The organism is Klebsiella sp. GN_Kp190, assembly GCF_040061795.1.
GTDB classification, from domain to species: domain Bacteria; phylum Pseudomonadota; class Gammaproteobacteria; order Enterobacterales; family Enterobacteriaceae; genus Klebsiella; species Klebsiella michiganensis.
In genome coordinates, this window is the sequence record NZ_JBEAFN010000033.1 from 1 (window position 1) to 13,546 (window position 13,546).

A 13,546-nucleotide genomic window follows, 5' to 3' on the forward strand; every position below is an offset into this window, starting at 1 on the left:
CGGTAGCCCGGGTAAGGCGTTTACGCCGCAACCCGGGGATACGCCGGGATGAATGTATCGGTGCGGCTTCTTCCCGGGTCGCGCTGCGCTGACCGGGCTACGGGTTCACCGTCGTCTGCGGACCGGTAGCCCGGACAGGCGCGTCAAGCGCCGCCTCCGGGGAAGCAGGATGCGATGCAGTGACAGATTATCCCTCCCCGTTTTCATCCATTTTCCTGCCAGAAGTGATCTCGCTTGCAATGTGAGATAAATCCTTGCCGTCAGGCGACATCTGCAACGTTTCAAAGTTGTTAAAACTTCCATTGTGTTCTAGAAACAACTTGTAACATCCTGATTACCCTACCTGTGGAACACAATGATGAATAATTCAGGGAAATACCTCATCTGGACACTGCTCTCCGTTATCGGAGCCTTTGCCCTGGGCTATATCGCGCTAAACCGGGGTGAACAGATTAACGCGCTGTGGATTGTCGTCGCGGCAGTCTGCGTCTATCTGATCGCCTATCGCTTTTACGGCCTGTATATCGCTAAAAACGTGCTGGCGGTCGACCCGACGCGCATGACTCCGGCGGTGCGTCACAACGACGGCCTCGACTACGTTCCAACCGATAAGAAAGTGCTGTTCGGTCACCATTTTGCGGCCATTGCCGGCGCGGGGCCGCTGGTTGGTCCGGTGCTGGCGGCGCAGATGGGCTATCTGCCGGGAATGATCTGGATCCTCGCGGGCGTGGTGCTGGCCGGAGCGGTACAGGACTTTATGGTGCTGTTCGTCTCCACCCGTCGCGACGGACGTTCGCTCGGCGAGCTGGTGAAAGAGGAGATGGGCCCGACCGCCGGCGTACTGGCGCTGGTAGCCTGCTTTATGATCATGGTGATTATCCTCGCGGTACTGGCGATGATCGTGGTGAAAGCGCTGACCCACAGCCCGTGGGGGACTTACACCGTGGCCTTTACCATCCCGCTGGCGATTTTCATGGGGATCTATATTCGCTATCTGCGCCCCGGGCGCATTGGCGAGGTGTCGGTGATTGGCCTGGTGATGCTGGTGTTCGCCATCATTTCCGGCGGCTGGGTAGCGGAAAGCCCGACCTGGGCGCCGTGGTTTGACTACACCGGCGTACAGCTCACCTGGATTCTGGTGGGCTACGGGTTTATCGCCGCGGTGCTGCCGGTCTGGCTGCTGCTGGCGCCTCGCGACTACCTCTCCACCTTCCTGAAAATCGGCACCATCGTCGGTCTGGCGATTGGTATTCTGATTATGCGTCCGACGCTGACGATGCCGGCGCTGACCAAATTTATCGATGGCACCGGCCCGGTATGGAGCGGCAGCCTGTTCCCGTTCCTGTTTATCACCATCGCCTGCGGCGCGGTTTCCGGCTTCCATGCCCTGATTGCCTCCGGCACGACGCCGAAGATGCTGGCTAATGAAGGCCAGGCCTGCTTTATCGGCTACGGCGGCATGCTGATGGAGTCCTTCGTGGCGATTATGGCGCTGGTGGCGGCCTGTATTATCGACCCGGGCGTCTACTTCGCGATGAACAGCCCAATGGCGGTGCTGGCTCCGGCGGGCGTGACCGATGTGGTAGCGTCGGCGGCGCAGGTGGTGAGCAGCTGGGGCTTTACCGTAACCCCGGATACGCTTAACCAGATTGCGACCGAAGTGGGGGAACAGTCGATTATCTCCCGTGCGGGCGGCGCGCCGACGCTGGCGGTGGGCATGGCCTATATTCTGCACGGTTCGCTGGGCGGCCTGATGGACGTCTCCTTCTGGTATCACTTCGCGATTCTGTTCGAGGCGCTGTTTATCCTGACCGCGGTGGATGCCGGCACGCGCGCGGCGCGCTTTATGCTGCAGGATCTGCTCGGGGTGATTAACCCGAGCCTGAAGCAAACCAGCTCGCTGCCGGCGAACCTTCTCGCCACGGCGCTGTGCGTGCTGGCGTGGGGCTACTTCCTGCATCAGGGCGTGGTTGACCCGCTTGGCGGCATCAACACGCTGTGGCCGCTGTTTGGTATTGCCAACCAGATGCTGGCGGGGATGGCGCTGATGCTCTGCGCGGTGGTACTGTTTAAGATGAAGCGCCAGCGCTATGCCTGGGTCGCGCTGCTGCCGACCTCCTGGCTGCTGATCTGTACCCTGACCGCGGGCTGGCAGAAGTCGTTCAGCACCGATACCAAAGTGGGCTTCCTGGCGATTGCCAACAAGTTCCAGGCGATGATTGACAGCGGCAATATTCCGCCGCAGTACACCGAGTCGCAGCTGGCGCAGCTGGTGTTTAACAACCGTCTGGATGCCGGGCTGACCATCTTCTTTATGGTGGTGGTGGTCGTGCTGGCGCTGTTCTCGATTAAGACCGCGCTGGCGGCGCTGAAAGAGGACAAACCGACGGCGAAAGAGACCCCTTACCAGGCGATGCCTGCTGATGCTGATAGCCTGGTGACCCAGGCGAAACGCGCCCACTAAGCCATGACGTTATCGCCCTCTTTTGCGAGAAGGGGGGCGATGATGGGAGTTGAAAATGTTCGATAACCTTTCGAAAGCCGGAAAATATTTAGGCCAGGCGGCGAAAATGATGATCGGCGTCCCGGATTACGACAACTACGTGGAGCACATCCGCGCGACCCATCCGGAACAAACGCCGATGACCTATGAAGAGTTTTTTCGCGAGCGTCAGGACGCGCGCTACGGCGGTAAAGGCGGCGCGAAGTGCTGTTAACCCTCTTTCGGCAGATACAGGCTGATCTGCTCCTGGGTGCAGCCGTATATTGCCGCCAGCTTTTCGCGGGTGCGCTTTTGCGGGCGGGAATCGATAGCTTCTAGCTGGGATACCGCCGACTGGCTAATCCCGAGCTTATTGGCCACCTCCTGCTGCGACAGGCCGCGCAAAATGCGCCAGGCCGCCTGCAGGCTGACTTTCTCTTTATCCATGATGTCGCAGACGTCACCCGGCAGCATCACGTTGTCGTAGATATCGTGTTCTACCGGAATATCTTCAAGATCGGCTTCCGTTTCATCATCCAGCTCGGCTAGCTGCAAACACATCTGGAAGTATTCGTCGTAGGGGATCACCGCGTACTGCGCTTTCCCTTCATCATCCTTAATTATCTGAACAGCCATATGGCATATTCTCCTCATGCAAATAGGTTGTTGAGGTTCTGCGCTTAACGGACACGATAAACAGGTCGCTCAGCGTCAGCCCCTGACGTGTGAAAATGACCCGATAATCCCCTACCCGAAGACGGTAATGATTCTCTGGTTTAGATAACTTTCTGACATCGGGCCGAGGAGCCGTACGGTCACCTAAATCAGCTAGCCTGCATTTGATTCTCTGCTGATAGCGATAATCGATATTTGCCAGTGCCTTTTTTGCCACTTTTGACCAGATGAGCATGCTATGTACCTCCACTGTACACCTCAGTTGAACATAAGAAAATAATAAGTTTATAAGATAAGTTTGTTATTTTCTTATGAGGGTACCCTAACGCAGAATCGTCTTCTGGCGAAGGCAGAAACATCGGCTTTGCGAGGCGGCTCGAAAGCGCCTCCGCCGGGCGGCAGAGGCGAATAAAACGGGGGATTAACCGGCGAAACGTTCGACCTTCTCAAACGCCGCGCGCAGGGTTTCGACGTTCAGTTCAACCGGCAGAAAATGGATGGACTCCACCGGGCGCAGGGTATGGGCAATCACCTTATCCAGCTGTTCGCGGTTGTTGATGTCCACCTCCAGCGCCGCCAGCGTAGTCGGCAGATTAAAGCGCCGGTACGCCTGCACCAGCTGCGCCAGCACGTCGTCCTGGCCGAGCAGGGCGCTCTGGACCAGAATGCCGTAGGCGACTTTGGTCCCGTGAAGATACTTCTCGGTCTGCGGCAGTACCGTCAGCCCGTTGTGCACCGCGTGGGCGGCGGCGACGCGGGTATAGCGCTCGCCCAGCCCGCCGACCATACCGCCGCCGGCGATAACCGCATCCACCACGTCGCGAAACGCCTGGGTCAGCTCGCCGCGCTGCTGGTCGGCCAGCGCGGTTTCGCTGCTTTCCAGCAGAACATCGCGGATCGCCAGCGCGCCGTTGATACCCAGGCGCACGGTGAGCGGCAGCGTCTCCGGCTGCGGAGCCAGCACCACCGCTTCATACCATTTCGCCAGCGTATCGCCGATGCCCGCCAGCAGATATTCCGCCGGCGCGTTAAGAATAATGTGCGGCTCCACCAGCACCAGAAAGTTGGCGTCGTCGAAGATTTCAAACTGCAGCGCCTGACCGGCATCGTTATACCACACCGACAGCGGCGTCCACGCCGCGCAGGTGGCGGCGATGGTGGGGATGGCCACCACCGGCAGGCCGAGGCGACGGGCCAGCGCCTTCGCGGTATCGAGCAGCGCGCCGCCGCCCACGCCAATCACCACCGATCGATCGTCGCCGGATGCGCGGGCCAGCTCGCTGACGTCGCTTTCGCTGCAGTGGCCTTTAAATAATATTTTTTGGCGCCAGGCGCGTTAAACGCTGCCGGCAGGAAAGCCTGCGCGCCCGCGATAGCCCGCTCGCCGTAAACCCACACCGCGCGTGAAAGCTGTTCTTCGCTGTAAAAATCCTGCAGCCGGGCAAGGCTGCCGGGATGGGAATAGTAGTTGGCGGGGCCGGGGACCACGCGGATATCGCTGTGACTCATCAATGTTGTCCTTGTGCTGTTTCGCTAACCCGATGTTATGTCTGGACATCCGGATGGCTAATATTATTTCGCTTTATCTTATGCCTTTTATGCATTTGTCAGTCAAGGAGAGCTATGAAAAATTCGTTAAATCAGAACATTAATCGACAGGGTGCAGGGGATGACCGGCAATCGCCTTGAGATGCAAAATATTAGCCTGGCCTTTTCCGGCTTTCGGGCGCTCAGCAACGTGGCTTTCACCCTGACGGGGGGATCGGTGCATGCGCTGACCGGCGCCAACGGCGCGGGTAAGTCCACGCTCATGGCGGTGCTGTGCGGCACGCACGCCCATTACGAAGGCGAGGTGGTGATTAACAACCAGTCGGTAAGCATTCGCTCGCCGCGCGATGCCAAACTGCTGGGGATCCATCTGGTGCAGCAGGAGGTTGACGTGGCGCTGGTCCCGGGCCTGAGCATCGCGGAAAACATCATGCTCGACAGGCTGGCGGAGCCGGGGATCGCCTTCCGCTGGGGGCGGCTGCGCCAGCTGGCGCGCGAGGCGCTGGCTCAGCTTGACGTCAGCCTCGACGTACGCCGCTCCATCGACAGCTGTACGCTGGCGGAAAAACAGCAAATCCTGCTGGCCCGCGCGCTGTCGCATCACTGCCGCTTTCTTATCCTCGATGAACCGACCGCGCCGCTGGACCAAAACGAAAGCGAGCGCCTGTTTGCGGTGGTTCGCCGCCTGCAGCGGCAGGGCATTGGTATCGTGTTTATCTCGCACCGCATTCATGAATTAAAAGCGGTCTGCGACACCCTGACGGTGCTGCGCGACGGCCGGCTGATTGAGAGCGGGCCGATGGCCGACCTGAGCGGCGAGCAGATCGTCGAGAAGATGCTCGGGCATGAGCTGAGCGATATCTTTCCGCCGAAGCGGCCGCCGCATAGCGATGAGGTGCTGCTACAGGTTGAAGGGCTGCACGACGAAGGGCTGCTGCAGGATATCTCGTTGCGTCTGCGCAAGGGGGAGATTCTGGGGATCGCCGGACTGGCGGGCGCCGGGAAAACCGAGCTGTGTAAGGCGCTTTTTGGCGCCAGCAAAAGCCGTTTGACCCGCGGCGAACTGAACAGCCAGCCGTGGCGACCGCGCGACCCGGCGGACTCGGTGGCGCGCGGTCTGGCGCTGGTGCCGGAAGAGCGGCGCAAAGAGGGCATTTTTATCGAAGAACCGGTGGCGATGAACCTGGCGGTCAGCGCCGATAGCAGCTTCTCCCGCTGGAGCCTGTTTGGCCATCGTCAGGCCTGGCGCTGGGCGGAAGAGATGATCGCCCGGGTGGGCATTCGGACATCGGGTCCGGCGCAAACCCTGCGCCGTCTCTCCGGCGGCAATCAGCAAAAAGTGGCGATAGGCAAATGGCTGCGCGGCAACGCCAACGTCCTGATTTTCGATGAGCCGACCAAAGGGGTCGACGTCAAAGCCAAAACGGATTTATTCAATGTGATCGACGGCCTGGCGCGGGAAGGCAAAGGGGTGATTTACGCCTCGGGCGAATTCGCCGAGCTGGTCGGCCTGTGCGATCGCATCTGCGTGCTGTGGGACGGGCGCATCGTGGCGGAAATTGCGGGCGCGGAGGCCCGGGAAGAGAACATTCTTTATTACTCCACCGGAGGAGCAGCAGCGTGAGTAAGGCCCTGGCAGTTAACGCGACGGTATCGGGCCGTCAGCGATTTTTCGATTTTCTCTACAAATGGGGCATGTTGCTGACCGTCGTCCTGCTGATCGCCGTTTTTGGCCTGGCGTCGGACAACTTCCTCGACCCGTTTAACATCATCAACATCCTGCGTTCCATCGCCATCGTGACGGTGATCGCCATCGGCGTATCGATATCGCTGACCATCGGCGGTTTCGATTTGTCCGTGGGCTCCACCGCCTCGCTGGCCAATGCGCTGGTGATTTCGCTGTTTGTCTGGCACGGCTTCGGCACCACCGAGGCGATCCTTATCACCCTGGCGCTCTGTACCTTAGTGGGGCTGTTTAACGCGTTTCTGATCGTGATCCTGCGTATTCCCGACATGCTGGCGACGCTTGCCAGCCTGTTCGTGATTCAGGGCGTGGCGATGACCTACAGCTACGGCGGGTCGATCACCGAAAACATGGTGCTGCCGAGCGGCGATATGGCGGAAGGCGCGATTCCGGCGGCGTTCGGTTCGCTGGGGCAGGTGCCAACGATAGTGATCATTATGCTGGTGGTGACCGTTATCGCTCAGCTGGCGCTCTCTTTTACCACCCACGGACGGCGGATGTACGCCATCGGCGGCAACCCGGAAGCGGCGCGCCTCTCCGGCCTGCGCATCACCCGTTACAAAGTGGCGGCGTACGTCATCGCCTCTCTGCTGGCGGGGCTCGGCGGCATTCTGCTGGCGTCGCGCATCGGCTCATCGCAGGTGAACGCCGGCGGCGGCTACCTGATGGATGCGGTGGCGGCGGCGTGGATTGGCTTCTCGCTGGCCGGTTCCGGTAAGCCGAACGCGCTCGGTACGCTGGTGGGGGCGGTCATTTTAGGCGTGCTTTCCAACGGCCTGGTGATGCTCTCGGTGCCCTATTACGCGATGGACATTATTAAAGGGCTGGTGCTGGCTGGCGCGCTCGCACTGACTTATTTTCAGCGCCGCATCTAAAATTTTACCCGTCATTCTTCAAATTGCAGGTGTGTTGGCTGCGTTCACTCACCCGAATCACTTACTTATGTAAGCTCATCGGGATTCGTTTACTTGCCGCCGTCCTGCAATTCGAATTATTTAGGGTAACAAAAAGGAAACACTATGAAAAAGATAACATTTTCACTCATCGCGCTGGGGTTGTTCAACGCTGCAGCGGCCTTTGCTGAAACCCCGACGCCGCTTCCGGCTGCCATTGCTGAACACAGCGGGCCGATTCGCATTGCGGTGATCCGCAACCTGGGCTCCGACGATAACACCACTCAGTTTGTCTCCGGAGCGATCCAGGAGGGGAAAAAGCTCGGCTTTAAAATCAGTACCTTCCTCAGCAACGGTGATGACGCCAAATTCCAGGACTTCGTTAACCAGGCGATTAGCCAGAAATACGACGGCATTATCCTTTCTCAGGGGCGCGATCCCTACGCCACCGCGCTGGTGAAAAAAGCGGTGGACGCCGGGATCAAAGTCTCGGTTTTCGATACCGCGGTAAACGGCCAGATCCCGGGCGTCACCGTCACCCAGCAGGATGATGCTTCGCTGACCGAGCTCTCCTTTGGCCAGCTGGTGAAAGATTTCAACGGCAAAGCCAATATCGTCAAACTGTGGGTCGCGGGTTTCCCGCCGATGGAGCGCCGCCAGGCGGCCTACCAGACGCTGCTTAAACAAAACCCCGGCATCAAAGAGCTGGAATCCATCGGCGCGGTCTCTTCCGACGTGCAGGGCGATACCGCCAACAAGGTCGGCGCGATCCTGGCGAAATACCCGAAAGGTAAAATTGATGCAATCTGGGGAACCTGGGACGCCTTCAGCCAGGGCGCCTATAAAGCGCTGAAAGAGAACGGCCGCACCGAGATCAAACTCTACAGCATCGACATTTCCAACCAGGATCTGCAGCTGATGCGCGAATCCGGCAGCCCGTGGAAGGTGAGCGTAGCGGTGGATCCGAAGCTTATCGGCGCCACCAACGTGCGCCTGATCGCCAATAAGATTGCCGGGGAACCGACGCCTGCGACCTACGACTTTAAGGCGGCGGCGATCCCGCAGGCGCTGCTGGCGGCGCAGCCGGGGGCGGTTAACGTCGCCTCGCTGGGTAAAATTATCCCGGGCTGGGGCCAGACCGAAGACTTTATCGCCCCGTGGTTCGCTACCCTGGAAGCGAAAAACAAATGAGTGTTTTGCCAACACCAGAATACAGCCGCAATATGCGGCTGATCGGGCATAGCGATCAGGGGGGACGCCCGGACGGCGTTCAGCTGATGGTCCATCGTGGTTTTGCCTATATCGGCCATATGGTCTCGCAGGGCTTTTCCGTGGTGGACGTGCGCGACCCTAAACATCCGCAAACGGTCAACTACATCGCCGCGCCGCCCGGTACCTGGAACGTCCATTTACAGGCGCACGATGATCTGCTGCTGGTGATCAACGCCCGGGATTTGTTCGCCGATGCCCGCTTCGCCGACGAGAAGGTGTACTACACCCGTTCGGTGGGCGAGACGGTCAGCGACGTACGGGATAGGGGCTGGAGCGCCGGGCTGCGGATTTTTGATATTTCCACTCCGGATAAACCGCGAGAGATCGCTTTTCTGTCGCTTAACGGCATCGGTATCCACCGAATCTGGTACGTCGGCGGACGCTGGGCCTACGTTTCCGCGCTGATTGACGGCTTTAGCGACTACATTTTCCTGACTATCGACCTGGCCGACCCGCGCAAGCCGGAGGTCGCCGGGCGCTGGTGGCTGCCGGGGATGAACCAGGCGGCGGGGGAGACCGCGCAGTGGCCGGAAGGTAAGCGCTATGCCCTTCATCATGCGATTATCGCCGGCGACACCGCCTACGGCAGCTGGCGCGACGGCGGCCTGACCCTGCTCGATGTGCAGGACCGCACCCAGCCGAAGCTGATTAGCCACCGTAACTGGAGCCCGCCGTTTGGCGGCGGCACCCACACCGCGCTGCCGCTCCCGGATCGGGATCTGCTGGTGGTGCTTGATGAGGCGGTGCTGGATAACCAGCAGGATGGCGAGAAGCTGATCTGGCTGTTCGACATTCGCGACCCGACGAATCCGGTGAGTATCGCCACTTTCCCGCAGCCGGACGAAGCTGACTACGTGGCGAAAGGGGCGCACTTTGGCCCGCATAACCTGCATGAGAATCGTCCCGGCAGCTTTGTCAGCTCAACGCTGATTTTCGCCACTTATCAGAACGCGGGCGTTCGCGCTTACGATATTTCCAACCCTTATCGACCGGTGGAAACCGGGGCGCTGGTGCCCGCCGCGCCGGCGAAAATGATGGATACCCGCCCCGGTCGCCCGCGGGTGATCCAGTCCTGCGACGTGTTCGTCGACGCGCAGGGAATTATTTACAGCACCGACTATAACGGCGGGCTGTCGGTGATTGAGTATCTGGGGTAGGGGATTGTGGGTTGTTGCCTTCCCGGGTTGCGGCGTAAACGCCTTACCCGGGCTACCGGATCGCAGCCCGTAGCCCGGCTAAGCGCAGCGCGAGCCGGGAAAGGCTGGACGGAGATTCAACCGTACTGGCGAATTCGCGCAATCAGCTCATCCACGCTGTCGATACGCCCGGCAATCACAATCAGCGCTTTACCCAGCGTGATAGCGTGGCGCAGGCATTCATGGCGCATGGCGTCGTCCGGGATAGCGTCGATATCCGCCACGTGCGACAGCCCGACGCTGCGGCGAATCAGTTCGGTGCCGCAGAAGCCCACCGCGTCGGCCCACACTTTCTTCAGGAACGCGGAGGCATAGCCGGGCCAGGCCAGCGCGGCGTCGCGGGATCTCTCCGCCGCCAGCGCCTGAAAACGCTCGGCAAAGGTGGTCCAGAACTGCTGGATATCGCTGAGGCGCTGTTCGCGAGCGGCGGCGGCATCGCGAATGCCCAGATGCCCCGGCAGACCGCAATAGTTGAGCAGCAGGTTGCCGATGGCGGTGCCGATATCGAAGCCAATCGGGCCGAAAAAGCCGAACTCGGCGTCGATGGCCTTAAAGCTGCCTTCGGCGACGAAAATCGAGCCGCTGTGGATATCGCCGTGCAGCAGCGCTTCGGCATGGGAAAAGAAGCGATGCTTGAGCGCGGCCACCGCCAGCTTCAGCTGGGCATCGTCGCGCAGGGCGGCGACATCGGCTTCCAGCGCGGCTGGATAGCTGTTGCGCTCGTGAACCTGATACGGGTCGTTAAAGAACAGATCCTCGGTGATTTCGCACATCTCGGGATTAATAAATTGCGCCACCTGGGCCTTTTTCTCGTGAGGAGGCAGATAAAAGTCGCTGGTGTGGAACAGCGTCTGGGCCAGGTATTCCCCCAGCTGGCTGGCGGCCTGGGGGTAGTAAACGTTGTTGATCAGCTCCCCGCGCCAGATGCGGTGATCGGAGAGATCTTCCATCACCATCACCGCCAGCTCGGGATCGAAATGCACAATCCGCACCGTGTGTTGCGGGCAGTGCTGATAGTGAGCCACCAGGGTTTGTGCTTCAAGGCGCGCGCGGTCAAGGGTCAGCGGCCAGGATTCTCCCACGCAGCGCACGTAGGGCAGCGCCTGCTTAACGATAATCCGGCTCACGCCCCTGATATCGAAAATTTTAAACACCAGGTTGAGGTTGCCGTCGCCCACTTCCTGTGCGGACACCAGTTTTGACGGATTGTCGATACCGCCAAATTGTTGGGCGTAAGCCACCGCATCGCTGGCCGTGAAAGTATGGTATTGCGACATTGCCTCGATCCTCAAAATTCTGATTAAGCCGTTCAGACGTCTATACTTCTGGATTTCATCCTGACACAATGTGATACAACAACGCAACAGGGATTTAACTAAATGCAGACACTACAGACCACCAGCCTGCGGGTAAGCGAAAATCAGCTCTTTATTCTTGACCAGCAGGCTTTACCGCAGGAAAAACGCTGGCTGGCGGCGGATAACGTGGCGCTGCTGGTGGACCATATTCACGCCCTGCGGGTACGCGGCGCGCCGCTGATTGGCCTGTCGGCCAGCCTGCTGCTGGCGCTGCTGGCGCAGCGCGGCCTGACCCGCGAGGCGCTATCTGAGGCGCTGGAGACGCTGCGCGCCGCGCGTCCGACGGCGGTAAACCTGATGAATAATCTGGATCGCATGAAGCTGGCGCTGGCGGAGGAGCGCTTTCCACAGGCTCTGGAAGCGGAAGCGCTGCGCCTGATCGAAGAGGATAAACAGCTTTGCGCCAGCATCGCCGAGGCGGGCAGCGCGCTGGTGACGCCGGGCAGCCGCCTGTTGACCCACTGCAATACCGGCGGCCTGGCGACGGCGGGCGTCGGCACCGCGCTGGGGGTGATTGCGCTGGCGCATCAGCAGGGAAAGGTGGCGAACGTCTGGGTGGATGAAACGCGCCCGCTGTTACAGGGCGGACGTTTGACCGCCTGGGAGCTGGGTGAACTGGGCGTGCCGTATCGGCTGATTACCGATTCGATGGCCGCCAGCCTGATGGCGCAGGGCCAGGTCGACGCGGTTTGGGTGGGCGCTGACCGTATTGCCGCCAACGGCGACGTGGCGAATAAAATCGGCACCTATTCGCTGGCGGTGCTGGCGAAGTATCATCAGATTCCCTTTTACGTGGCCGCGCCGCAGACTACCCTGGACCGCCATTGCCCGAACGGCGCGGCAATCCCGATTGAGCAGCGGGCGGCTGCCGAAGTCACCGGCGTCGCCGGCAGCTTTGGCGCGGTGCAGTGGGCGCCAAAAGAGGCTGCGGTTTACAATCCGGCGTTCGACGTCACGCCCGCGGCGTTAGTGAGCGGCTGGGTGCTGGACAGCGGCGTGGTGACCCCGGAGCAGGTCGCCGCCGGGGCGTTTGCGCCAGAAAAGGCCTGAACCTGAGCGAAAAAGGCGAAGCGACCTCCCTCGCTTCGCCTTCAACTTATGGCAGCACCATCTCTACCGCCGGAGCGGACTGCCGGTCGATATGCTTGCCAAGCGCCGTCAGCGCCGCCTGGTACGGGCACAGCGTCCCGACGGCGGTGGTCCGGCAGCCCGCCTGATGCCACTCCTGGCGCAGCAGCGGATGCTGGCTATCCGGCGTTTGCAGGCGGCGTAAATCGTCCAGACTTTGCGCCTGGAAGTAAACGCGCAGGTAGCGTTTTCCGCTATGGGTGTCGCGCCAGCGTTCCAGTACCAGGCTGCTGCCCGGCGGGATATTGCCGCGGCTGTACCCCGGCAGCTGCCAGCTAAAGTCCATTAATGTACGCACCATGGCGATATTGGTATCGTGCGCCACCAGCAGCAGCCAGCGCACGTTCGGCGCGGCGCCCTCTTTTACCCCTTCGAGCATGGCGTTGAGCAGAATCGAGCCGCGTTTTTGCGCGGTATAAAACACATCGTTGCTCAGATCGTAGTTCTCCGTCAGCAGCGGCAGCAGGGCGGTGACCTGGCTGGCGCGGGTAATATTGCCCCACGCCAGCTGGCTGAGAGGCAGGTTCTCGCTCCAGCCCAGACGCAGCGTCTCAACCATATTGGCCATCACGCTCAGCCCGCTAATCGAGGTTTTGCCGCTTTTGCTCTGCTCCACCTGCCACGGCAGGTCAAATACCGGGCAGGGCTTATCGGGCGCGCAGACGGCGTTTTTCAGCAGCTGAATCACCGGAGCCAGCGCCTGCCGACGCTGCGCCAGATCGCCGGCCGTCTTCTTCACTTCCGCCAGCTGGCGGGCGGGATCGGTTTGCGTGGCGGCAAATTTATCGGTCTGAAACAGCGGGTCGGCGTCGCCGCTGACGTGATGAATCATTACGCCGCAGCCGGGAAAGGCGCCGTCCACCAGCGCCTGGGCGGTGGCCCGCGTGCGCTGCAGGGGGCTGGCGCGCACGTAAATCTCTCCACTCGCCGGACAGCCCGCCGCCAGTAGTCCGAGCTGACGATAGCGTGCGCCTTCATCACGACCTTTATTGACGACGGCGGCATAGCCGTGGCCGGTCAGCTCGCCGTCGTGAGTGGTCCACTGCGTCCACGGACGCTGGGTCGCGGCTTCGATGGCCTCCCGGTTGCCCTCCGTCGGCGGACGAATGCCGTGGCGGCTGAGCTCAACCACTTTTTCCAGCGTAAACTGCGCGGCGGCGTGGCCCGGCGCGGCCAGCAGCGGCAGGGCGCAGGCGAGCAGCAGGCGTAGCAAAACCTGATGTCGTACAGGCATCATAAAATATTCCTTA

The 13,546-nt window shown here is 60.6% G+C and carries 11 protein-coding genes and 1 pseudogene; 7 read left to right on the forward strand and 5 right to left on the reverse strand.

Features of this window, described 5'->3' with window-relative positions:
- Positions 1–358 precede the first annotated feature (358 nt).
- The gene (gene cstA / locus ABLU67_RS20460; RefSeq protein ID WP_046878153.1) at positions 359–2,464 is read left to right on the forward strand and encodes a pyruvate/proton symporter CstA; all 2,106 of its coding nucleotides are present in this window, start codon (positions 359–361) and stop codon (positions 2,462–2,464) included.
- A gap of 55 nt (positions 2,465–2,519) precedes the next feature.
- Positions 2,520–2,717: a YbdD/YjiX family protein gene (locus tag ABLU67_RS20465; protein ID WP_348852514.1), complete on the forward strand. Its 198-nt coding sequence runs from the start codon at positions 2,520–2,522 to the stop codon at positions 2,715–2,717.
- On the opposite strand, the gene ABLU67_RS20470 is transcribed toward ABLU67_RS20465, so the two are convergent.
- The 3 genes and pseudogenes from ABLU67_RS20470 to ABLU67_RS20480 form a co-directional block, all read right to left on the reverse strand.
- Positions 2,714–3,118 carry a helix-turn-helix domain-containing protein gene (locus ABLU67_RS20470; protein WP_004100084.1) on the reverse strand — a complete coding sequence of 135 codons (405 nt, stop codon included), beginning with the start codon at positions 3,116–3,118 and terminating at the stop codon, positions 2,714–2,716. The two genes, ABLU67_RS20465 and ABLU67_RS20470, sit on opposite strands and share 4 nt — an antisense overlap.
- Entirely contained in the window at positions 3,099–3,392 is a 294-nt protein-coding gene (locus tag ABLU67_RS20475) for a type II toxin-antitoxin system RelE/ParE family toxin (RefSeq protein ID WP_348852515.1), read from the reverse strand. The genes ABLU67_RS20470 and ABLU67_RS20475 overlap by 20 nt, the downstream gene beginning before the upstream one ends.
- A gap of 186 nt (positions 3,393–3,578) precedes the next feature.
- Positions 3,579–4,666: pseudogene (locus tag ABLU67_RS20480) on the reverse strand (oxidoreductase).
- Positions 4,667–4,826: 160 nt separating this feature from the next.
- Between ABLU67_RS20480 and ABLU67_RS20485 the strand changes: the two are divergent.
- From ABLU67_RS20485 to ABLU67_RS20500, 4 genes are all read left to right on the forward strand, one after another.
- Positions 4,827–6,329: a sugar ABC transporter ATP-binding protein gene (locus tag ABLU67_RS20485; protein ID WP_102803497.1), complete on the forward strand. Its 1,503-nt coding sequence runs from the start codon at positions 4,827–4,829 to the stop codon at positions 6,327–6,329.
- Positions 6,326–7,324 (forward strand): ABC transporter permease, encoded by a 999-nt coding sequence (locus tag ABLU67_RS20490; RefSeq protein WP_049071013.1) that lies wholly within the window; start codon positions 6,326–6,328, stop codon positions 7,322–7,324. Before ABLU67_RS20485 ends, ABLU67_RS20490 begins: the two co-directional genes overlap by 4 nt.
- Positions 7,325–7,468: 144 nt before the next feature.
- Positions 7,469–8,533, forward strand: a complete 1,065-nt coding sequence (locus ABLU67_RS20495; protein ID WP_014228368.1) for a sugar ABC transporter substrate-binding protein — start codon at positions 7,469–7,471, stop codon at positions 8,531–8,533.
- Positions 8,530–9,771 carry an LVIVD repeat-containing protein gene (locus ABLU67_RS20500; RefSeq protein ID WP_004848703.1) on the forward strand — a complete coding sequence of 414 codons (1,242 nt, stop codon included), beginning with the start codon at positions 8,530–8,532 and terminating at the stop codon, positions 9,769–9,771. The genes ABLU67_RS20495 and ABLU67_RS20500 overlap by 4 nt, the downstream gene beginning before the upstream one ends.
- Before the next feature lie 116 nt (positions 9,772–9,887).
- On the opposite strand, the gene mtnK is transcribed toward ABLU67_RS20500, so the two are convergent.
- The gene (gene mtnK, locus ABLU67_RS20505) at positions 9,888–11,087 is read right to left on the reverse strand and encodes an S-methyl-5-thioribose kinase (RefSeq protein ID WP_348852516.1); all 1,200 of its coding nucleotides are present in this window, start codon (positions 11,085–11,087) and stop codon (positions 9,888–9,890) included.
- Positions 11,088–11,189: 102 nt separating this feature from the next.
- Between mtnK and mtnA the strand changes: the two genes are divergently transcribed.
- On the forward strand, positions 11,190–12,218 hold the full coding sequence (mtnA, locus tag ABLU67_RS20510) for an S-methyl-5-thioribose-1-phosphate isomerase (RefSeq protein WP_014837785.1): 1,029 nt from the start codon (positions 11,190–11,192) through the stop codon (positions 12,216–12,218).
- A 46-nt stretch (positions 12,219–12,264) separates the two neighbouring features.
- Here the strand turns inward: mtnA and ABLU67_RS20515 are convergent, their stop codons facing one another.
- Positions 12,265–13,533, reverse strand: coding sequence for a histidine-type phosphatase (locus ABLU67_RS20515; RefSeq protein ID WP_102803496.1), 1,269 nt, complete (start codon positions 13,531–13,533; stop codon positions 12,265–12,267).
- Positions 13,534–13,546 lie beyond the last annotated feature (13 nt).

Excerpts from the sequence above, each read along its gene's own strand:
- ABLU67_RS20515 (WP_102803496.1), bottom strand. The coding sequence starts at position 13,533 with ATGATGCCTGTACGACATCAGGTTTTGCTACGCCTGCTGCTCGCCTGC.
- ABLU67_RS20500 (WP_004848703.1), top strand. The coding sequence starts at position 8,530 with ATGAGTGTTTTGCCAACACCAGAATACAGCCGCAATATGCGGCTGATC.
- ABLU67_RS20485 (WP_102803497.1), top strand. The coding sequence starts at position 4,827 with ATGACCGGCAATCGCCTTGAGATGCAAAATATTAGCCTGGCCTTTTCC.
- ABLU67_RS20465 (WP_348852514.1), top strand. The coding sequence starts at position 2,520 with ATGTTCGATAACCTTTCGAAAGCCGGAAAATATTTAGGCCAGGCGGCG.
- ABLU67_RS20495 (WP_014228368.1), top strand. The coding sequence starts at position 7,469 with ATGAAAAAGATAACATTTTCACTCATCGCGCTGGGGTTGTTCAACGCT.
- cstA (WP_046878153.1), top strand. The coding sequence starts at position 359 with ATGAATAATTCAGGGAAATACCTCATCTGGACACTGCTCTCCGTTATC.
- mtnA (WP_014837785.1), top strand. The coding sequence starts at position 11,190 with ATGCAGACACTACAGACCACCAGCCTGCGGGTAAGCGAAAATCAGCTC.
- ABLU67_RS20475 (WP_348852515.1), bottom strand. The coding sequence starts at position 3,392 with ATGCTCATCTGGTCAAAAGTGGCAAAAAAGGCACTGGCAAATATCGAT.
- mtnK (WP_348852516.1), bottom strand. The coding sequence starts at position 11,087 with ATGTCGCAATACCATACTTTCACGGCCAGCGATGCGGTGGCTTACGCC.
- ABLU67_RS20470 (WP_004100084.1), bottom strand. The coding sequence starts at position 3,118 with ATGGCTGTTCAGATAATTAAGGATGATGAAGGGAAAGCGCAGTACGCG.